At 71.7% G+C, this 21,226-nt stretch carries 15 protein-coding genes and 1 pseudogene; 8 read left to right on the top strand and 8 right to left on the bottom strand.

The features are described from left to right. Together ABD466_RS41500 and ABD466_RS41495 are read left to right on the top strand one after the other, a co-directional pair. Positions 1-98: pseudogene (locus ABD466_RS41500) on the top strand (phosphotyrosine protein phosphatase); the annotation flags it as partial. A 61-nt stretch (positions 99-159) separates the two neighbouring features. Next, complete coding sequence (locus ABD466_RS41495; protein ID WP_344662808.1) at positions 160-1,239, top strand: hypothetical protein; 1,080 nt, start codon at positions 160-162, stop codon at positions 1,237-1,239. Between the two features lie 103 nt (positions 1,240-1,342). Here ABD466_RS41495 and lhgO read toward each other — a convergent pair whose 3' ends face one another. The 6 genes from lhgO to ABD466_RS41465 all read right to left on the bottom strand — a co-directional run bounded on the left by lhgO (position 1,343) and on the right by ABD466_RS41465 (position 7,903). Then, entirely contained in the window at positions 1,343-2,530 is a 1,188-nt protein-coding gene (gene lhgO, locus ABD466_RS41490) for an L-2-hydroxyglutarate oxidase (protein ID WP_344662807.1), read from the bottom strand. Positions 2,531-2,710: 180 nt separating this feature from the next. Next, positions 2,711-4,072: a hypothetical protein gene (locus ABD466_RS41485; RefSeq protein ID WP_344662806.1), complete on the bottom strand. Its 1,362-nt coding sequence runs from the start codon at positions 4,070-4,072 to the stop codon at positions 2,711-2,713. A 3-nt stretch (positions 4,073-4,075) separates the two neighbouring features. Beyond that, complete coding sequence (locus ABD466_RS41480) at positions 4,076-5,056, bottom strand: avidin-fold protein (RefSeq protein ID WP_344662805.1); 981 nt, start codon at positions 5,054-5,056, stop codon at positions 4,076-4,078. Then, positions 5,035-6,306 carry a SidA/IucD/PvdA family monooxygenase gene (locus tag ABD466_RS41475; protein WP_344662804.1) on the bottom strand — a complete coding sequence of 424 codons (1,272 nt, stop codon included), beginning with the start codon at positions 6,304-6,306 and terminating at the stop codon, positions 5,035-5,037. The genes ABD466_RS41480 and ABD466_RS41475 overlap by 22 nt, the downstream gene beginning before the upstream one ends. A gap of 165 nt (positions 6,307-6,471) precedes the next feature. After that, entirely contained in the window at positions 6,472-7,530 is a 1,059-nt protein-coding gene (locus tag ABD466_RS41470) for an FAD-dependent oxidoreductase (RefSeq protein WP_344662803.1), read from the bottom strand. A 43-nt stretch (positions 7,531-7,573) separates the two neighbouring features. Then, on the bottom strand, positions 7,574-7,903 hold the full coding sequence (locus ABD466_RS41465; protein ID WP_344662802.1) for a cupin domain-containing protein: 330 nt from the start codon (positions 7,901-7,903) through the stop codon (positions 7,574-7,576). Positions 7,904-8,226: 323 nt separating this feature from the next. Here ABD466_RS41465 and ABD466_RS41460 point away from each other — a divergent pair, with 323 nt between their 5' ends. From ABD466_RS41460 to msrA, 5 genes are all read left to right on the top strand, one after another. After that, positions 8,227-9,528: an ATP-grasp domain-containing protein gene (locus ABD466_RS41460; protein ID WP_344662801.1), complete on the top strand. Its 1,302-nt coding sequence runs from the start codon at positions 8,227-8,229 to the stop codon at positions 9,526-9,528. After that, positions 9,525-10,808 carry an MFS transporter gene (locus tag ABD466_RS41455; protein ID WP_344662800.1) on the top strand — a complete coding sequence of 428 codons (1,284 nt, stop codon included), beginning with the start codon at positions 9,525-9,527 and terminating at the stop codon, positions 10,806-10,808. The genes ABD466_RS41460 and ABD466_RS41455 overlap by 4 nt, the downstream gene beginning before the upstream one ends. A gap of 203 nt (positions 10,809-11,011) precedes the next feature. Next, positions 11,012-12,409, top strand: a complete 1,398-nt coding sequence (locus ABD466_RS41450; RefSeq protein ID WP_344662799.1) for a class I tRNA ligase family protein — start codon at positions 11,012-11,014, stop codon at positions 12,407-12,409. Between the two features lie 50 nt (positions 12,410-12,459). Continuing rightward, complete coding sequence (locus ABD466_RS41445) at positions 12,460-13,716, top strand: ATP-grasp domain-containing protein (RefSeq protein ID WP_344662798.1); 1,257 nt, start codon at positions 12,460-12,462, stop codon at positions 13,714-13,716. A gap of 210 nt (positions 13,717-13,926) precedes the next feature. After that, entirely contained in the window at positions 13,927-14,442 is a 516-nt protein-coding gene (gene msrA / locus ABD466_RS41440) for a peptide-methionine (S)-S-oxide reductase MsrA (RefSeq protein WP_344662797.1), read from the top strand. A gap of 165 nt (positions 14,443-14,607) precedes the next feature. Here the strand turns inward: msrA and ABD466_RS41435 are convergent, their stop codons facing one another. Next, positions 14,608-15,681, bottom strand: coding sequence for an outer membrane protein assembly factor BamB family protein (locus ABD466_RS41435; RefSeq protein WP_344662796.1), 1,074 nt, complete (start codon positions 15,679-15,681; stop codon positions 14,608-14,610). A gap of 455 nt (positions 15,682-16,136) precedes the next feature. On the opposite strand from ABD466_RS41435, the gene ABD466_RS41430 reads away from it, so the two are divergent. Then, complete coding sequence (locus ABD466_RS41430; RefSeq protein ID WP_344662795.1) at positions 16,137-19,139, top strand: AfsR/SARP family transcriptional regulator; 3,003 nt, start codon at positions 16,137-16,139, stop codon at positions 19,137-19,139. Between the two features lie 136 nt (positions 19,140-19,275). Here ABD466_RS41430 and ABD466_RS41425 read toward each other — a convergent pair whose 3' ends face one another. Further along, a complete protein-coding gene (locus ABD466_RS41425) occupies positions 19,276-21,201 on the bottom strand; it encodes an ABC transporter ATP-binding protein (RefSeq protein ID WP_344662794.1) in 1,926 nt (641 codons plus the stop codon). Between the last annotated feature and the right edge of the window lie 25 nt (positions 21,202-21,226).

The raw sequence follows: 21,226 nt of genomic DNA, 5'->3' as shown, positions 1-21,226 counted from the left end.
GACAGGGCGTGGAGGCCGTCCGCCCGATCCGCGACGAGATCGAAGGCCTCATCAAGAACCTGATCGCCGAGATCGACGCCAAGAACACGACGGCCTGACCCGAGAAGCTGGACACCAGCCGACGACCGACCGGGCAGTAGCGCCCGTACACTGCACGACATGCTGCCGAAGCCGCTGGACCTGCTCAATGAGGGCGAAGTCGCCAGGCTGACGGGCGCCGACGTCATCGGGTGTCACGGCCCCGGAGCCGTCGCCTACCTCGGAAGCGACGCGGTCAGCATCGTCGCCGACCCCGTCGACGACCCAGAGGCCAGCGGTGTGCGCAGCCGGTATAGCTTCCACCTGCAAGGGCCGTTCGTCGGCGACCTCGGCGTCCGCGTGCTGAAGCACCCTCCCGCGCGGAACGGGCCTGAAGACCTGCGGCCGATCCACCTGTTCGCCCGGCTTCCGGAGGGGTGCCTGTATCTGGGGGCTGGCACGGTAGGTCTGGCCACGTTTGCCAACGACCTGCTCTACGAAGCCGAGCTGGACATCGAGCCGCCGCTGCCGGCAGAGATGCTCGACCGGGTGCGTCGCCCGTCGGAGCCCGGGGAACTGCCTGGTCTGGACTGGATCGAAGCCCTCGAGCAGGACCCGGGCGAGGCATTGGACACGCTCGTCCACGCCTGGTTCCCGAAGACCTCCGAGGACCTCGGCCAGGTGAACCACGCCGGATGGACCATCCCCGGGTTTCTGTCACGCTTCTACCAGCTGGCCCGACACCGCCCGGCTGTGCTGGGCGTCCAGAACTTCATCAACCTGCCGGAGCACTGGTACGAGACCGCAGACGGCTTGGTCGCGTTCGGCGCAGAGAACCAGGGTGGTTTCAGATGGTTCTTCGATCCGGGGCAAGACGACCCCGAGATCTGGATCGACCACGTTGACGGACCGCAACGCGAACGCGTTCCGATGAGCCACTTCCTGGTGCAGTTCGCGATGCACGAAGCGATGATGAACAGCCACTGCCAGGCCTGGTACCCGGACCTGACACCCGATGAGGCGACACGGCTGAGGAGCCTGCTGACCCCGCTGCCGTGGGAGCCGTGGCGCTGGCCCACCGACTCGACACTGTTCTACGCCGCGCCGGGCCTCATCGTCACGGTCTACGAGCAATCAGACGGAGTCTACGCAGCGCGGGCCGGCGCAGTGCATCGTAGCGTCCTGACCACGCTGGATACCGCACTCGCCGGCCGGCCGTAACGCCCCCGATGAGCTTCTTCCGAAGAATGATCTCGAAGGCGGCGGGCGCGACCGCTGGATCGGCATGTCGTCGCGGAGGGGCATGGCCGCATCCCGGTGCGGTTCAGTCCTTGGTCACCCGGTCTGCGATATGACGTGCGATCTCGAGCGCGCTTGTCGCCGCGGGGGACGGCGCGTTCAGGACATGCACCTGGTCGCGCGTGGTCTCGATGAGGAAGTCGTCGACCAGGGAGCCGTCGCGGCGCATGGCCTGGGCGCGCACGCCTGAGCCATGGCGCACGATGTCGTCCTCGGTGACGGCCGGGACGAGCCGGGCCAGGCTGGCGGCGAACCGCTTCTTCGAGAAGGAGCGGCGGACCTCGTCGAGGCCCGTCGGGATGGCGTAGCGGCGGGCGAGCCGCCACGTGCCGGGGAAGGCCGCCACTTCGGCGATGTCCCTCGCGGAGAAATCGGTCCAGTGGTAGCCCTCGCGGCGCAGCGCCAGCACGGCGTTCGGGCCGGCGTGCACGCTGCCGTCGAGCATTCTCGTGAGGTGTACGCCCAGGAAGGGCAGCGTCGGGTCCGGTACCGGGTAGATCAGGCCCTTGACCAGGTGGCGGGACTCGGGGCGGAGCTCGTAGTACTCGCCGCGGAAGGGCACGATCTGTGCCGACGGGGTCAGTCCGGCCAGCCGTGCCACGCGATCGGAGTGCAGGCCGGCGCAGTTGACCAGGGTGTCGGCCCGGACGACGCCGGTGGCGGTGGCGACCTCGACGCCGCCGTCGCGTCCGGCCCGGATCCCGAGCACGGCACTGTTCAGCCGCAGGTCGGCGCCGGACTCGCCGAGCAGGCGGACCAGTGCGGCGCAGACCGCCGGGTAGTCGATGATCCCGGTGGACTCGACCCGCAGCGCGGCGACGCAGGAGACCTCGGGCTCGTACTCGCGGGCCTCGGCCGGTGTGATCCGCTTCGCCGGCACTCCGTTGGCCGCGGCCCGCTCGGCCAGCACGTCGAGCGCCGGGATCTCCTCGTCGCCCGTCGCGACGACGAGCTTCCCGCAGACCTCGACGGGCACGCCGTGGCGCCGGGCGAAGGCCACGATGGACCGGTTGCCGGCGACGGACATGCCGGCCTTCAATGAGCCGGGCTTGTAGTAGAGCCCGGCGTGGACGACGTTCGAGTTGTGGCCTGTCTGATGGGCGGCCCAGCCGGCTTCCTTCTCCAGCACGGTGACGCTCAGCCCCCGCCCGGTCAGCTCCCAGGCCACGGCCAGACCGACGATCCCGCCTCCGACGACTACGACACTGCGCATGATCGGTCAGGGTACGCGACTCGGTTTCGGCCGCCTAGCTGTACGTCATCAGAGGCCGATGCTCAGGCGCCGCGACGGCAATGGTGGCAGTGATGCCGACGGTGGCCGGCCGGTCCGAGGACCGGTTCGGCCACCGTCGTTCCCACGACTCAGGGTGCTTTCTCGCCGGCGGCGTGCGGCTCAGCGGGTGGCGTGCAGGCTGGGGACGGCCAGCGCGCCGGTGGCCATGCTGATGATGCCGGTGGTGCTCTCGGAATTGCGGGTGGCGCGGCCGAACATGCCGCCGTAGCCGCGCGATGCGGTGAAGACGCCCCACATCACGGTGTACGCGTCGAGGTCTCCGTCCTCGGTCGGGAAGTAGTCGGGCTCGGGGCGCACCAGGCGTTGGACGATGAAGGTGCCGTCGAGGCTCTGGTTGATCTGCTGCTCCCAGTACTCCTGGGTGACGTGCGGGTCCGAGCCGAGGACCACGCCCATGCCGCCGTGCATCAGCGTCGGCTTGATCACCAGGTCGGTCCGGTTCTTCAGAGCGTATTCGACCAGGTCCACCGTCTCGCCCGTCTCCAGGGTGGCTTCGCCCTCGGCGAGGATCCGGGTCCACGGCAGCAGCCGGTCCAGGCTGGCCTGTTCCTGGGGGGTGAACAGGCCGCGGTTGGCCCCGTCGGCGACCATCGCCAGCGCGTTCTTGCTGCCGAAGGCCTCGGCGTCCAGGGGTGTGAAGATCCGCACCTCGCCCCTTTCCGCCGCGTGCATGAGGAGCGCCATCACCTCGGCCTCGTGCGGGCGCGTGACCAGGTTCTCCAGGATGAAGGTGCGGTAGACGGCGTCCACCCGCTGCCCGCGCAGCCATACCGCCCCGTCGCGGTACTCCAGGTCGCCCAGGTGGCAGGCGGCGGCCCGGATTCCGTACCGCTCGCCCCAGGTCTCGGCGGCACGCTGCAGGTACTCCCCCAGGCTCGCGAAGCTGCCAGGGGAGTCCACGAAGGCGATGAAGGGATCACTGTCGCGTGCGATGCCGGTCTCGTCGAACATGGTCTGGAGGGCCTCGACCCGGGTGTCCGTGTACTCCAGTCCGTGGTCGGCGGCGAAGCCGGCCAGGGTGGGGTGCTGGATCATCGCCTTGGCCAGCTCGGCGATGTCCACTCCGCCGAGGGGGCTGCCCATGTTGAACTCGATGACCCGGAAACCGCCCGGTACGGCGAGCAGGTCGGCCCGGGCGAACCGGGTCACCTCGGGGCTGCGGCCGCGCGAGGCCATCTCGGCCTGCACGGGGGTCATCCCCACCGCGCGGGCGAACGCGGCCATGTCCCCGCCGAAGAGCCGATCGGGGAGGCTGACCAGCGCGGAGCGGAGATTGACCAGGTCCTGGGTCACCTGTTCGAGTTCCGGCGCGGTCAGGAACATCGGACACGGCAGGTAGCGGCCCTTGAAGAACGCCTCCAGCTCCTTCACCTCGGCGACCGGGCCGAGTAGTTCGGAAGGCTTGTGGCCGTTGCGCCGCACCAGGTCGAGGTAGGCGGCGGTCAGTTCGTTCCCTGCCATGGATCAGCGATCCTCTCCATCGTCAAGACCGCCGGCCGGCGCGGCGGCCGGCGCGGCGTGGGGTTCCTCGAATTCGAACTTCAGCAGATCGGCGAGCAGCGACCGGTGCGCGTCGGGCGCGTAGGAGGTGTCAGCGCCGATCGAGAAGGAGACGGGCCGTCCGCCTGCCTTGGTGGAGGCGCCGATGACGACGTCCACGTCACGGCCGACCCGATCGCCTTGGACGGCCAGCGGTTCGCATCGGGGGTCCTCGTGCAGGCCCAGCACGTGCGAAACGCGGTCCATGGTGCCCGCCGCGATCCGGGACGGTTCCGCATCTCCGGTCACCACCCGCAAGGTGAAGGTCTCGCCGTGGACGCGGGCTGTGACGAGCTGCATGGCTCGAACGAACGCCAGGGTGTACGCCCCGGCCTCGTCGCCGTCGTGTGCGACCAGGACCGTGAGCTCGGGCAGCGTCCGGCCGGCCAGACCCTGGTCGAGCAGCCTCACCGCACACCGGGCAGCCGCCAGGACGCCGGCTGTTCCGAGGTGCGTCTGCAACTGCCGGTACACCGTGTCCCTGAGGTACTCGACCTGCGCCGAGGACAGTGGTCCGCCGTCGCCCGGTGCGTCGATCTGCTCGATCACGGAGACGCCGCTCGAACCGTCGGCGCGACGCCAGTGCTCGTACAGCCGGATCCGGCCGTCGGGCAACCGCTCCGGAACGCTCACCAGGGTGCCCGCCGCGGTCTGCCCGTCCCGGAAGACCTGGCAATAGGCGCCGTCGATGGTGCCGTCCGGACGCGTGGTGCCGACGAGACGGCCCGTCAGCACCTTCCCGCCGCCGAACTCGGCCCACAGCTCCCCGCCCCGGCTGTGATAGAGACCGACGGTGGTCGGCGCGCCGGGGGCGTGGTCCGCGTCGGCGGGGCGGAACCGGACGCCGTCATAGCCGAAGTCGGCACCGGCCGGCTCGTGCTCGCTCACCCCCAGGTCACTGCGCACAGGTTCTCCTGAAGGCGGTAGACCTCACGCTCGAACATCGAGTTCACGATGAGCGCCGAACGCACCGGCAGCAGGGTGAGGTTCGCGTCGGGGATGCCGTGGCTCTGGCGGGCGCGGTTGAGCACGTAGATCCGGTGGCCGTTGCTCCCCTTCCACCGGATCGAGTAGTCGGACTCGACGATCACTTCGCCGTTGTCGTCGAACTCGACCCGCTCGCGCAGCTCGTCGTCGAAGGGGATCGGCGCGAGCTCGCGGCCGGTCGCCACGACGGCGTAGGCCACGGGGATCTCCGTGCGGTGCTCCGAGGTCTCGCAGCGCAGCACGATCCGGTCGTCCTCGACGGTGGCGTCCACGACGTCGTGCCCCACCATGATGTGCGCGGCGAAGCTTCCGGTCTCCAACAGCGCGTGGTAGTTCGCCTGGTAGACCGAGCGCATCCCGCCCGGGGTCAGGGCGTCGCCGGTGGAGCGCTGCTCCGTCACCAGCCGGTCGCGGGTGGACAGGGTGAGCCCCTGCAGGAAGCGCTGGTGCTCGGGGCGGTAGAACTCGTTCGCGATCGGGGAGTCGTCGATGGTGTGGAACCACTGGCCGCGCCCGATCCACCGGACGTCCGTGAAGCCCTCGCCGATCAGGCGGAGCACCGCTTCGCAGCCGGTCTGGCCGCCGCCGAGCACCGCGACCGGCGCGGTCCGGTCCACGGCCATCGCCGGCAGCCGCCGCGCCAGCTCGTCGGCGATGAACACCCGGTCCTCCGGCAGCCCGGACAGCGGCGCCGGGATCGTCGGGCGGGTGCCGACGCCCACCACCACGTGCTCGGACAGCGACTGCGGGACTCCGGCGGCGCTGAGCCGGAAGCCGTCGGCGGTCAGCGAGATCGCGTCGACGTCGACACCGTAGTGCAGGTTCTCGATCTGGCCCGCGGCCCAGGCCAGGTAGCGCTGGTATTCGCGCCGGGGCAGGGAGTCGAACTGCGAGTTGTGCAGGGCGTAGAACCGGCCGGTGGTCACCAGGTAGTTCAGGAAGCTGAGACGGTGGGTCGGATCGACCACCGTCACCAGGTCCTTGAGCCAGGAGGTCTGCATCCCCACTCCGGGGTGCAGCAGCGCGGCGTGCCAGGACGGTCCGGCCTGCCGGTCGAACAGGACCATGCTGCGGCCATCGCTGGAAGCCTGGTAGAGCGCGGCCAGGCTGAGGTTGCCGGGGCCGGCCCCGATGGCCGCGACGTGGTGGACGGGAGTGTTCTCGGACACGGCGTGGGGTCTCCTCATCGGTCGGGAGTTCTTTGGTGCGCCGCGGACCGGAGTTCGGTCCCGGCGGGAACGAGGTGGTGCGCGCACGAGGCGTTCGGCCGCATGCGTGCTCGGAAGGTGGTCGCACGCGGCGAGGTCCTTCGCCGCGTGCGTACTGGGCCGCGGTTACCCGCGCAGAAGGTCGTGCGCCGCCTGTGCGCTCGCGGCGAGCGCGGTCTTCGCCGAGCCACCGGACCCGGCGGAGAAGGTGAACATCCCGCCCCCGGCGGCGGCCACCGGTTCCAGGGCGAGCCCGGCGCGCTCGCCGTAGCAGTCGGCGGCGACGACCGTCCGCAGACGGTCCCCCGGGAGCAGTTCGGGAAGCCGCTCGGCCGCCAGCCGGACAGCCCGGTCGGTGAGCCCCGGCTCGGCGTGGAGCCGGTCCGGGTCCACCCCCCAGGACTCGGTGGGCACGCCGAGCAGCATCACACCGTCCTCGTCGGGGCGGCCGTAGAGCCCGCTGGTCTCGTCGACGAACGGGGTCGGTCGCCGACCCGCGACCCTGACCTGCGTGTACTGGATCGCCTTGGTGGTCAGCTCGGCCGTTTCCCAGCCGTGCCGCCGGAGCAGGGCCGGGGTCCACGCCCCGGTCGCGAGGACGACGACGTCGCACTCCCGCGGGCCGTCCCCCACGGTGCGCACCCGCCACGGCCCGCCGCTGCGCGTCCGCTCCAGACCCGCGACGGGCCCGAGCAGGGTGGCGCCGCGCCGGGCGGCGAAGTCGGTGATCAGCGCCGTGCGCAGGTCGTGCGGTGAGAGGTATCCCGCATCCGGTTCGCACACCGCGAACGCGTGCTCGGGCAGACCGCGCCAGCCGTCCGCCGCGAGGTCCGCGGCGCCGGCCACCCGGACGCCGCTCATGGCCCGGGCCGCGGCCAGCGCCGCCCGGTGTCCGGGCCGGCCGGTGTCCAGGATGTAGGTGGATCCGGCCCGGCGGTATCCGGCCCACTTGCGCAGCAGCGGATCGGACAGCAGCTCGGCCAGGCTCCGTTCGGCGTTCCCGCGGTGCCACGGGTCGATCTCGAAGGCGCGGACCAAGCCGCCCGAGGCGCGGCTGGCGTCGCGGGGGTCGGGGGAATCCACGGCTAGACATATCTCGACATCGGCGGAGCGCGCGCCGGCGAGCCGCCAGGCCAGTGCGGCCCCGGCCAGACCCGCGCCCACCACGCACATCCGGGCGGTCATGAATGGGTATGCCGAGAAAGGGGCGAAGTAAATATGTCAGGGCTCACTGGTCCGCACCCTGTCCGTTTTCCACCCCGGCATTGTCCGGATGCCCCTCGGGCATCCAGTAGGCGCTGAAAACGACCACCGGGGTATCCGGCGAGCTGTTGTGGACGATGTGCGACTCCTGGCCGGCCAGCAGGAAGCCGGAGCCGGAGGGGACCCTGGTGATCGTGCCGTCGGCCGCCTCGACCTCCGCGACACCGGCGAGCACCAGGGAGAGCTCGAGCTCGGGGTGCTGGTCCCGGGGACTGGACTGCCCGGGGAACACCGAGTACCACATCCCGTGGAACGGCAGCCGGTCGGTGCCCTGGAACTGTTCCCACCTGATCACCTCGATTGCCTCGTTCGACAAACTCGCGTGCGCGGTGGATCGATCGAAGACGTGCATGTGGCCCCTTCGCCCGTCAGACTTCCCCGCCACCCGGAGGATCCCCCCGGCGGTGGGGCGTGATGCTAGCAGGACTCTTAATCACCTAGCCAGTAAATACGTATTCTTATCTAGGAGTATTGAGTAGCTAACTAAGAGTATTGATTGAATTTTTGACATTCCACGGCCTCGGCCGCGGTGCTGGTGCGGCACCCCAGCCCCCTGATATGTTCCGGTCGCTCGGCCCATGATCTGGGCCGCTTACGCAGGGAGGGGAGCGCGAAGCCATGGCAGATCCTGGGGCCGGCGCGCCGGGAGACCGGCCGTTCGTCATCGTCGTCTCGAGTCTGGGAGCCCTGTTCCGGGAACCGTTCCATCAGGCGCTGGCCCCGCACTACCGGGTCTGGCTGTTCCTCGGCGGAGCGGGCCGCGACGCGGCGGTGACCTGGCAGCAGCCTTACATCGTCGGGGCCACGCAGGTGGACACCCTCGACGCCGAGGCGATGATCCGCGCGGCCCGCGACCTCGACGCGCGACTGCGGGCCGAGTACGGCCGCGGCGTGCAGGGCGTGCTCAGCTACGACGAGTCCCGGATCATCGACACCGCGGCGCTGGCCGAGGCGCTGGGGCTGCCCACGTCCCCGGCCGAGGCGGTGTCCCGGTGCCGGGACAAGCACGCGACGCGGCAGGCGCTGGACGCGGCCGGGGTTCCCCAGGCCCGTTCCCTGGCGGTGGGCGGCGCCGAGCGCGCGCTCGAGGCCGCCGCCGAGCTGGGCTTCCCGGTCGTGGTCAAGCCGCGCAACCTGGCCGCCAGCTTCGGCGTGATCCGGGTGGACCGGGCCGAGGACGTGGCCGGGGCCTACCACGCGGCCGCCGGGATCGTGCTGCCCGAGGAGAAGGAGAAGTACGAGGAGTCCGTGCTGGTCGAGGAGTTCCTCGACGGCCCCGAGATCAGCGTGGAGGCGGCCTGCTTCGACGGACGGGTGGCCGTCCTCGCGGTCGCGCGCAAGCAGCTCGGTTTCGCCCCGGCCTTCGAAGAGGTCGGACACGTCGTGGACGCCGGCGACCCGCTGCTGACCGATCCCGGACTGGCCGGCCTGGTGGCCGCGGCGCACCAGGCGGTGGGGTTCCACACCGGCGTCACGCACACCGAGCTGCGCCGCACCGCCTCGGGTTTCAAGGTGGTCGAGATCAACGCCCGGCTCGGCGGCGGCCACATACCGCTGCTGGCCCTGCTGGCCCGCGGTGTCGACGTCAACCGCGTCGCGGCCGACGTGGCGTGCGGGCGCGAGCCCGAGCTGACGGGCTCGGTGAGCCGGGTCGCGGCGATCCGGTTCTACTACCCGGAGCGGACCGGGGTGCTGGCCTCGGTGGTGATCGACGAGGACGCGCTGCCCGCCGCCGTCCAGCAGGCCAGGGTCCTGGTCGCGCCGATGACGGAGGTCAAGCTCCCGCCGCAGGGCGTCGCCTGGCAGAGCCGGGCGGCGCACGCCATCGCCGTCGCCGACACCGCCGACGAGTGCCGTTCCGCCCTGGACGCCGCCGAGAAGGCGATCACCATGGAGCCGGCCGCCGAGGCGGTCCGATGAGCGGGAGCCGCCCCGCCGGCACGCCGGACGAGGCCGCCGTCGGCATCCTCGACACGCTGCGCGGCGTGCCCACCGTGGTCCGGGTGCTGCTGGTCGGCGTGTTCGTCAACCGGCTCGGCGCGTTCCTGCAGGCGTTCATGGTGCTCTACCTCGTCCATCGCGGGTTCAGCGCGACCCAGGCCGGGGTGGCGCTGACCCTGTACGGGGCCGGCTCGGTGCTGGGGCTGTTCGGCGGGGGCGGTCTGGCCGACCGCTTCGGCCCGCGCCTGACCATCGCCGGTTCCAACCTGGCCGGCTCGGCCCTGGTGGCGTCCGTCAGCCTGGTGAGCGTGTACCCGGTGATCCTGGCGGTGGTCTTCGTCACCGGGGCGATCTCCGTGTCCTACCGGCCGGCCACCGCCTCGATCCTCGTGGCCAACACCCCCAAAGCCCGGCAGACCATGGTCATGGCCTTCAACCGGACGGCGGCCAACGTCGGATCCACCGTCGGCCCGCTGCTCGCGGTGTGGCTGATCTCGGTGTCGTGGAACCTGATCTTCTGGATCGACGGCGCGACCTCGTTCGTCTACGGCGTGATCGCCCTGCTGGTCCTGCCGGCCGACGCGGCGCGCGGGGACCGGCCGGCCGCGGCCCGGCCGAAGACCGGGTACCGGATGGCGCTGCGGGACCGGCGCTTCGGGTACTTCCTCGCGATGGTCTTCGTCAACGCCGTGATCTACGTCCAGATGACGGCGGTGCTGCCGCTGTCCGTCAAGCAGGCCGGGCACGCGACCATCGTCTACAGCTCGCTGTTCAGCCTCAACGCCGGACTGGTCATCGCCTTCGAGCTGCTGATCACCAGGTTCGTCCAGCACTGGGCGCCGCGGCGCACCGTGATGACGGGCTTCGTCCTGCTCGGCGCGGGCATGGTGGGCTTCGGGCTGCCCGGCGGGGTGCCGACGCTGCTGGCCGCCATGCTGCTGGTGACCCTCGGGGAGATGGTGGGGGGCCCGAGCGTGTTCTCCTGGCCCGCCCGCGTCGCCCCGGAGGGCGCGACCGGCCGCTATCTGGGCACGATGCAGTCCGTCTTCGGGCTCGGCCAGGCGGTGGGCCCGGCCATCGGCGTCGCGCTGTGGAACTCGGCCCACCAGCAGGTGTGGTGGTGGGTCGGCGCCGCCGCGGCCGCCGGCATCACGATCGGCTGGCTCGGCATGCGCGATCCGGCGGCCGAGCCGGACGCGGAGTCGCAGGGCGCGGCAGAGGGCTCGGCGGCGCCCGGTACCGAGGCCGTGCCGGCCTGACGGCGGCCGCGGGCCGAGGCGGGCCCGGGCCGCATCCGGCACCTGGAACACCTTGAACGGCCCCGGTCGCACACGGCACCTGAAACACCCCGAACGGCCCCGGGCCGCACCCGGCATCCGTACCACCCGAACGGTCCCGGGCCGCACCCGGCATCCGCAACATTTGATTCGCCTTGCCGTTGGCAAGGACCCTGATACCGGCCGTGAGAAAGGCGTTCGCGTTGAACCAGTCCGTCCCGGCGCAGACCGGCGTCAAGCTCCTCATCTCCCCCCAGCCCACGCCGAACGGCCCGATGCACGTCGGCCACATCTCCGGTCCGTCGCTGGCCGCCGATCTCGCCGCGCGCGCGGCGCGGGCGGCGGGTGAGGACGTCATCTACTTCTGCGGGTTGGATCCGCACCAGAACTACTGCCTGGCCCGCTCCGAGCAGCTCGGCCTGCCCCCGTCGGACATGCTCAAGATCTTCGGCGATCGGATCCACCGGGCCATGGAGCTGGCCGGGTTCCACCACGACCTGTTCAGCGACCCCACCACCGATGCCGACTACCGGGCCGCCGTGCCGGCCCTGCTGACCGGACTGCTCGCCACGGGAGCCGTGGTGGAGAAGGAGACCCCGGTGGCGCTGTGCTCCGCGTGCCGGCGCACTCTGCACCACGTCCGCGTCACCGGGACCTGCGGGATCTGCGGGCAGGGCGCCGCCGGCGGGTCCTGCGAGGGCTGCGGCGGCTTCACCTCCGCGCTCACCCTGGTGGACCCGGTGTCGAGCTGCTGCGACGCCGCTGCCGAGTTCACCACCGCCGTGCTCCCGGTGCTGCGGCTGGAGGACTTCCGCGAGCCGCTGCGCGAGGCCTGGCTGGGCGAGCGGTTGCAGCCCCGGGTGCGCACCCTGCTCCAGCACTACCTCGAGGCCGGGCTCCCGGATATCCCGATGGCGTACGAGACCGACTGGGGCCTGCCGTGGCGGGGATCGTCGGGCGCCGAGCTGCGGATCGACGTCTGGTGCGAACTCAGCCTCGGCTATCTGTACACCACCGCGCGCCACCTGGAGCCGGGCGTCGAGGCGACCCCGGCCGCGTGCGCCGCGGCCTGGACGGCGGTCTCCGAGGTCTGGCACTTCATCGGGATGGACGGCTCGTTCGGCAACGCGGTGCTCGTGCCGTCCGTGATGGCCGCCGCCGGGGTCTCGCCCAGCAAGCACGCCGGGATCATCTCCAACGAGTTCTACCGGCTCGACGGCCTGAAGTTCTCCACCAGCCGGGACCACGCCATCTGGGCCGACGAGTTCCTGGCCACCGAGGATCCGGCCGTGGTGCGGGCGTTCCTGGCCTGGGACCGGCCCGACCACTACGGGACCGACTTCACCATGGCCGCGTTCGAGGCCTTCAAGAAGTACTTCACCGGCGTCCTCGACGGCAGCGTGGCCGGCGGTCACGAGCCCGGTTCCCCGCTGGCCCGGCTCGAGGCCGAACGCGGGCTGCGCGCGCTGCGGCTGGAGACCTTCGACCCGTCGCTGGCCGTGCGCTGCGCGCTGGCCGCGTACCCGTCCGGTGACGAGTCCGCCAGAACGCTGATGTCCTGCATCACCGGCGCCGAGCACTGAGCGGGACCGTCCCCCGCCGAGGCCATTCCTCAAGAAAGCGTAGTGGGAGCATGGAACGCACCATCGTCATCGTCGATCCCCTGTCCACCGGGCAGGAGCTGGCGCCGGCCTTCGCCGACCGGGGGGTACGGGCGGTCGCCGTCATGACCAGGCTGGACACGCCCCCGTCCCAGCTGTCCGGCTGGCATCCGGAGAACTTCGAGCACATCCTCGTCTGGAACGGGACCGAGGCGGGGCGCGAGGCGCTGGCCGAGCAGCTGCGGCGGCTCGACCCGCTCGCCGTGCTGGCCGGCAGCGAGTTCGGGGTCCTGCTGGCCGAGCACCTCGCCGCCCGGGTCACGCCGGACCTGGCGAACGACCCGGCGCTGATCACCGCCCGGCGCGACAAGTGGGACATGGGCCAGGCGGTCGCCGCCGCGGGCATCCCCACGCTCAGGCAGTTCCGCGCGCAGAGCGTCGAGCAGGCCGCCGAGTGGATCGAGGGCTCGGAGCTCGGCGCGTCCAAGCTGGTGCTCAAGCCGACGCAGAGCTGCGCCACCGACTCGGTGCACTTCGTGGCGCCCGGCGGCGACTGGCGCACGCCGTTCGAGGCGATCCTGGGCCACACCAACATCACCAACGCGGTGAACACCGCGGTCCTGGTGCAGGAGTTCGCCGAAGGGGTCGAGTACATCGTCGACCTCTACGCGGTCGACGGCGAGTTCGGCCTCGTGGACGTGTGCCGCTACACCAAGGCGACCCGGTACGACAACGCCGACCACGGCCGGACCGGCATCTACGAGCGGGTGGACTTCCTGCCGCCGGACTCGCCCGAGATCCCGGAACTCTTCGCGTTCGCGCAGCGGGTGGCGAAGGCCGTGGGGATCCGGAACTTCAGCGCGCACGTCGAGATCATGGTGACGCCGGCCGGCCCGCGGCTGGTGGAGATCGGCGCCCGCCCGGCGGGCGGCGGCCACCAGATGGTCACCCGGCTGGCCACCGGCGACGCCCAGATCGAGCGGACCGTCCGCCACCTGCTCGACGGCGAGTTCAAGCCCGGATACGACTGGGTACAGCACGTGCGCGCCGCGTTCCTCACCGCGCAACGCTCCGGAACCTGGCGCAACGGGGACCTCTTCGACCAGGTGGACGGGCTGCCGACGTTCTACGGCAAGCACATCCCGTACCGCACCGGCGACCTCGTCCCGGCCTCGACCGGCCTGTTCGACTCCTTCGGCTGGGTGGTCTTCGCCGACCCGGACCTCGACGCGATCGACGCCGACTTCGCGAAGCTCAAGGAGCTGGAGGCGCAGATCATCCTCGACTGAGTAGCGACGAGAAGCCTCGGTGAGTGCGGGGGGATCGGCTGCGGCGGACATGGCGCGGCCGGTCCCCCACGGCGCGGCGGGCGGCGACGTGAGTGACTCCGGGGGCGGAGTGTCCGAAGTGTCGTGTGCGACGGACGAGGTGGAATGCGCGGAGCACCCGCTGTGCTTAACTCACTGAAAGTACAGTGCCCGGCAGAGGAGCGGAGTGCGATGGCAGCGCCTGAGCAGACGGAAAAGGCCATACTGGCCGGCGGTTGTTTCTGGGGGATGCAGCAGCTGATTCGGCGCGAGCCGGGAGTGGTGAGCACGCGGGTCGGCTACTCGGGCGGTGACGTGCCGAATGCGACATACCGCAACCATGGGACGCATGCGGAGGCCGTCGAGATCATCTTCGATCCCACGGTGACGGACTACCGGTCGATCCTGGAGTTCTTCTTCCAGATCCACGACCCGTCGACGGTGGACCGGCAGGGCAACGACATCGGCACCAGCTACCGGTCGGCGATCTTCTACCTGGACGACGAGCAGCGGCGGGTGGCGGAGGACACTATCGCCGACGTCGACGCCTCTGGTCTGTGGCCGGGCAAGGTCGTCACCGAGGTCACGCCGGCCGGGCCCTTCTGGGAGGCTGAGCCGGAGCACCAGGATTATCTGGAGCGCTACCCGAACGGGTACACGTGTCACTTCCCGCGTCCGGGGTGGAAGCTGCCTCGGCGGGCGGCCTGAGCCACGGCTCAGGGGTAGCACGGCTCAGTGGAGCAGCGTCTGCCTCGTGATGCCCGTCGGCGTCCGAGGCGGCCGCTTCGGTACGGCGTGCTCGACGGGGCCGAGGGAGGCGACGGGGCGACGGGGCCGACGGGGCGCGACGAGGCGACAGACCGAGGAGCATGCTCAGGGCTTGAAGGCGAGCGCAGTCTCGGCGTACGCGACATACACCCGCTGCTCGTCTGCAGCGATCGCCCATGTGCGATCTGCGCTGATGTCAGCGTCGTGGTACGTCCACCGGGTCTGCCCCGTCTTGGCGTCCACCGCGAACACCGAGCCGTTGTCCGGCTCGGCCGCGTACAGCACGCCGGCACTGCCACCGGTGCCGGCGGCCAGAGCCGTCTTCACCCCGAACCGCGGTCCGCCGTGCGCGGTCCAGACCGCGGCGCCATTCGCGCTGGCGAACGCGTGCAATGCCCCGCCGTTCGGCCCGGTGGAGGTGGCGACGACAAGTCCGGTACCGCCAGGCCCTTGCTCCGGTAACACGATCACGCTCTGGAATCTGTCGTTCGGCTCCGAGGCCCCGACGGCCCAGTGGACGTCGCCAGTGGCCGCGTCCAGCGCGTACAGCTGGTCTTCAGCCCAGTAGAAGGTGTTCCCGGCGACGGTGACACAGGCAGTCGACCAGGCCCGGGCATCGGTCCGGCCAGTGTCTCGCGCACTCTTGCGCCACACGACGCTGCGGTCCTTCAGCGAGTACGCCGTGAGCTGAAACGCGACCTCATCAGCGGTGACGACGACGCCGGCGGGCTCGGAGGCCACCACGGCGAGACGGGCGCCGACGTCGTCGAGCGTCCATGCCACGCGGTGCGCCGAGGTGTCCACGCCCCAAACCTTTCCGCGACCCGTTCCACCGCTCTGGTCGAACACCTCACCGGTGCTGAAGACGAGGGGACCCGCCGTGCCCGCCACGGAAGTGATCACCGCTTCCGGGTCCGGATACCGGGACTTCCAGCGCACGGCGCCGTTGGACGTGTCGACGGCCAGGAAATCACGGTCCTCGTCAGCGCCATAGGCCGTGTCGCCGACCACCGTGAACGGTGTTTCCCCGCCGATGAAGAACAGCTTCGCCGGTTTCCACTTCGAGGCGCCGGTCCGGGGATCGAGGCCGTGGACGGACCCGTTGAGATCCACTACGAACACGCTGTGATCGACTGCGGCGAGGGCGTACGCGCTGGTGCCCAGGAAGGCGGACCACATGGGTTTCGCCCTCGGTCCGGCCAAAGTACCGGGGACGCGGGTGGTAGCAGGGCCCGGATTCACCGGAGGGTCCAGAACTCGGTGACGGCGCGGCTCTCCGGAAGTCTCAGCCACGAACCCGAGGGCTACGGCTGCGGCGATACTCGTCCCGGCCGCTCCCAGGAGTAATGCGCGCCGGGACGTCGGCAGGCTCCGGCTCTCGCCCCGAGCGCCCTGAGCGCCCCGAGCCGGTGGGTTCGGCGGCGATCCGGGTTCGGCTTCGGGTCCGGTAGGTCTGCGCGCCACTGGTGATCCCCTCCCGTAGACATGAACTGAGGTTAACGGAGGGCGGGGTGAGAGGGGCCGACATTAGCTGATGTGAACCACCCCAGTTCCGTTCGCACCGGTGGAAGAGTCCCGAGACCCTGTGTCAGTGTTCGTGTACCGCGTCGGGCGCGGGTGAAAGGAGCACGGGGATGTCCGACCCGCGATTCGCGATTCTCGGTCCGCTCGAAGTGTGGAGCGGCGGGGTCCTCGTCCCCGTTCCGGGGGCCCGGCAGCGCGCTTTGCTGGCCATCCTCCTGGCCGACGCCGGGCGCGTGGTCTCGGCGGCGACGCTTGCCGACACCGTGTGGGACGGCGCGCCGCCGGAAGGTGCCGAGCAGACACTTCGCTCCTACGTCATGCGGGTGCGGCGTGCGCTCGGGGTGGAGCTGGGTGGGCGGGTGGTGACCTCGCCGCCCGGGTACCTGATCACCGCCGACCCGAGCGAGCTGGACACCGCGGTCTTCGCCGATCTCTGCTCGCGGGCCCGCGACGCGGCCCGGGCCGAAGACTGGTCCGCCGCCGCCCGGCATCTGGACGCCGCGCTCCCCCTCTGGCGCGGCGATCCGCTGGCCGACGTTCCCGCGGCTCGGGTGCTTCCGGCCACCACGCGCCTGACCGAGCAGTGGCTCCAGGCCCGGGAGTTGCGGGCGGAGGCGGCGTTGAACCTGGGGCTGCCGGACACGGTGCTGGCCGAGCTGCGGGAGCTGAGCGCCGAGCACCCGTACCGGGAGCGGATGCATTGGCTATTGCTGCTGGCGCTGTACCGTGGCGGCCGGCGGGGCGAGGCGCTGGCGGTGTATCAGGGTATTGCGCGGCGGCTGCGGAGCGAGACGGGGCTGGAGCCGGGGCCGGAATTGCGGGATCTGCACCAGCGGTTGCTCGCCGATGACGGGGCGTTGGCGTGGCGGAGGCCGGAGGTGAGGGACACGGCGTCCGGCAGCGGTACCGCAAGTGCCGAGGATGCGGCCGCCGTGGTGCCCGCCGACGACGTTCCCGGTGCCGACCTTGCCGGTGCCGACGTTCCCGGTGCCGGCGTTCCCGGTGCCGGCGTTCCCGGTGCCGGCGGGGCGGGCCCGGCCGATCGCCCGTCCCTCGCGCGTTCCCCGATCGACGACCTCCCCCGCGACATCCCCGACTTCAGCGGTCGCGCCGCCGAACTCGTCACCCTGCTCGCCGCCGCCGAGCAGGCGCCGCACGCCGTCGTCGTGGAGGCCGTGAACGGCATGGCCGGCGTCGGGAAGACCGCGCTGGTCGTGCGCGCCGCGCATCGGCTCGCCGCGCGTTATCCCGACGCCCGTCTCTACCTCGATCTGCGCGGCCACGACCCGGAGCGGGCGCCGTTGGCGCCGGACGACGCGCTGCGCGTCCTGCTCACCACCCTCGGCGTCGCGGCGACGCGCATCCCCGAGCCGGCCGACGAGCGGGCCGCGCTGTGGCGGGCCGAGATGGCGGGCCGGCGGTGCCTGCTGGTGCTGGACAACGCCGCCGACAGCGCGCAGGTCCAGCCGCTGCTGCCGGGGACGGCGTCCGGGCTGGTGCTGGTCACCAGCCGGCGGCGGCTGACCGGTTTGGCGGGCGTCCACACGCTGTCCCTGGACGTCCTGCCCGAGGCGGACGCGCTGGATCTGCTGGCCCGGATCGCCGGGGCGGAGCGGGTGGCGGCCTGTCCGGCGGAGGCCCGGGAGGTGGTGCGGCTGTGCGGGTTCCTGCCGCTGGCGGTGCGGATCGCCGGCGCGCGGCTGGCCGCCCGGCCGGCGTGGACGCCCGCCGACCTCGCCGACCGCCTGGCCGAGGCGCGGCGGCGGCTGGACCTGCTGACCGCGGAGCACCTGGCGGTGCGGGCCAGCTTCGAGCTCGGGCACCGCAGCCTGGCCGGATCGGAACGCCCCGCCGAGCGGCTGGCCGCCGCCGCGTTCCGGACACTGGGCCGCTGGCCGGGGCCGGACCTGACGGCCGGGCCGGCCGCCGCGCTGCTCGGACTGGCCTTCGACGACGCCGAGGACGTGCTGGAGTCGCTGGTCGACGCCCACCTGCTGGAGTCGCGTTCACCGGGGCGGTACCGGTTCCACGACCTGGTGCGGGTCTACGCGGAGGAGCTGGCGGAGAAGGGTTCTGACACGGCCGTCGGAGTCGAAGGGGCCGAGCAGGACAAGGTGGATGGCGCGGACGGCGCGGACGACCAGGCCGGTCTGCATGCCCTCCTCGTCTGGTACCTGAACACCGCGATGAACGCCTCCGACGCCCAGACCCCCGGCCTGGCCCGCAGCCTGATCGCCGCCGCTCCCGCCGACCCGCGGTTCCCGCCGCGGACGTTCCCCGACTACGAGAGCGCCACCCGCTGGTTCGATGCCGAGTACGCAAACGTGCTGGCCGCCGTGGACGTCGCGCTGCGGCTGGGGGCCCGTCACGTCGCGGCGCAGCTGCCGTTGACCCTGTCCTGGCACCTCCAGACCCGCAGCCGGTTCACCGAACTGATCGAGCTTCTGACAGCCCGGCTCGACGACGGCGACCCGCGGACCGTCGCGATCCTGCACAGCCACCTGGGCACCGCGAACTGCCGGCTGTGGCGGTTCGATGTGGCGGACCACCACTTCCGGGAGTCGCTGGCCCTGCGCCGGCGGACCGGCGACCGGCGCGGCGAGGGCACGATCCTGGTCAACCTCGGCAGCGTCGCCGACGAACTCGGCGACCCGGAGCAGGCCGTGGCGTACCGCCTGCAGGCACTGCCGATCTTCCGGGAACTGGGCGACCGGGCGGGCGAGGCGGTCTGCCTGGTGAACCTCGGCTGGTCCCACCATTCGGCCGGCCGCCTGGACGAGGCGCTCGAGTACAGCGCGCAGGCCCTGACGCTGTACTCGAGACTCGGCAACGTGCACGGCGAAGGCGAGGCCCTGTCCGGCCTGGGCTGCTTCCGCCTGGCCATGGGGCACCACGCCGAGGCCGTCGGTCTCCTGGAACAGGCCCTGGCCAAGCGCCGCGAGATCGGCGACCGCCTGCTCGAAGCCGACACCCTCATCGACCTCGGCGCCGCCTTCGACGGCGGCGGCGACGGCGACCGGGCCGTGGCGGCGTGGCGGGAGGCGCAGGAGATCCTCGTGGAGATCGGGCATCCGCGGGTGGCGGAGGTGGCGGGGTTGTTGGAGGGGCGGTGACGAGGCCGGTCCGGTCGGCGAGGCACGGCAGCCGTCAGCCGGAAACCGGGAGCCGTCAGCGGGGAGTCGGGAGCCGTCAGCCGGGATTCGGCAGGCGTCAGACGGGAGCCGGGAGCAGGCAGCCGTATCAGGGATCTCATGCCGCAGCCATCGCCTCGTCACGGTATCCGTCCGCCTGGAGCCGGAACAGCCGCGCATACTCTCCATCGGCGGTCATGAGCTCGCCGTGAGTACCGCGTTCGACGATCCGGCCGGCGGCGAGGACGACGATGGCGCCGGCGGTTCGCAGGGTGTTGAGGCGATGGGATATCAGGAGGCTGGTGCGTCCCGCGCGGTGCACGGCCAGCGCCTGGTGGATCTCGTGTTCGGCCTCGGCGTCCAGACCTGAGCTGGGCTCGTCGAGGATGAGCAGGTCGGCGTCCTCGCGCATCAGGGACCGGGCCAGGGCGACGCGTTGCCACTGGCCGCCGGACAGGGTGGTGCCGGCGAGCTGGTCCTCGTCGAGGAAGATGCGGCTGAGCAGGGTCGCGTAGCCGTCGCGGAGGTTGGTCAGCGTGCCGTCGACACCGGCGCGGCCGGCCGCGCGGCGGATCGCGGGCAGGTCGGCGAGCCGGTCGACGTCGCCGAGGCCGATGTTCTCGGCGGCGGTCACGTCGTAGCGGCAGAAGTCCTGGAACGTGGCGCCGACGCGGCGGCGCAGGGTGTCCACGTCGAACTCCCGGATGTCCACGCCGTCCCACAGGATCCGGCCGCGGTCCGGGTCGTACAACCGGCACAAGAGTTTGACCAGCGTGCTCTTCCCGGCGCCGTTGACGCCGACCAGGGCGACGGTCTCGCCGTGCGGCACGACGAGGTCGACGCCGGCCAGCACCCACGGAGCGTCGGCGGAGTAGCGGAACCACACGTCCTGGAACTCGACGCCGGTGCGCAGCGGCCCGGCGGTCAGGCCGCCGGACGGCAGGTCGGGTTCGGCGTCGACGACGGCGAGGAAGTGCCGGAAGAGGATCAGGGTCCGGCCGGCCTGGGCCGCCTGGGCCACGACGTTGGTCAGAGCGGTCTGCACACCCGCCACCGCGGCGGTGAACAGCGTCGTCCCGCCGAGCGTCAGCTGCCCGGCGGCGAGCGCCCGCACCACCACGATCGACCCGACCGCCGCCACCGCCGCGCCCAGGAGGGCCAGACCGGTCTGCACGCGAGCGGCGCGCCCCTCGACGGCGAGGTCGGCGTCCGCGTCGGCGCGGAGGGCGGCCAGGAGCCGGCCGTGGAACAGCGGCCCGAGCCCGAACAGCCGGACCTCCTTGGCCGCGCCGGGATCGGTGAGCAGTTGCTGGAAGAAGAACCGCCGCCGGACCGTGGCCATCATCGTCTCGGTGGTCCCGGCCCGACGGCGGGCCAGCGACCGCTGCGCCACGACCGCGGGAATCGTGGTCAGAAGGAGGACGCCGGCCATCGGCGGCCAGACGGCCAGGAGGGCGCCGAGGAATCCCAGGATGCTGATGACGTTGCGCACGATCTCGGTGAGGACGACGGTGACCTCACGCGGAGCGCTCTGCGCCCCCTGCTCCGCAAGCCGGAGCCGGTCCTGGAACGCCGGGTCCTCGAAGGGCCGGAGCCCGGCGAAGGCGTTGACCCGCCGGTAGAGGAGATCCTGCGCCCCGACCGCGACGGCCCGCTGCACCCGCCGCGCCAGCTGATCGCCACACAGCCCCAGCACCACGCCGAGGACGGCGAGCCCGGCAGCGGCGGCGACGAGGAGGGTGGCCCGGGTGGTGTCGAGGTCGCGACCTTGGGCGAGTTGGTCGAAGAGGAGCTTGCCGGTCCAGGCGCCGGCGGCGGGGAGGAGGCCGGTGAGGGCGATGAGGACGAGGCCCGCGGCGGACTCCCAGGGGGCGGCGCGCCAGGTCAGGGCCAGGGCGGCGGGGGCGGGACGACGGGAGCGACGGTGGGGCGGACGGCGGTGAGGGGCAGACGGCTGGGTGGAGGAGGGATCGCTGGTCTGCGGACGGCTGGCTCGCGCGGGGGTTGCGGGTGATGGGTCGGCGGACGGGTGGCTGGTTGCCACTTGGTCGGCGGACCTGTGGCCAGGC

The sequence above is a fragment of the Catenulispora subtropica genome (assembly GCF_039531675.1).
Classification (GTDB): domain Bacteria; phylum Actinomycetota; class Actinomycetes; order Streptomycetales; family Catenulisporaceae; genus Catenulispora; species Catenulispora subtropica.
The sequence above is the reverse complement of the archived record's forward strand: the minus strand, read 5'-3'. Positions and strand labels throughout refer to the sequence as shown.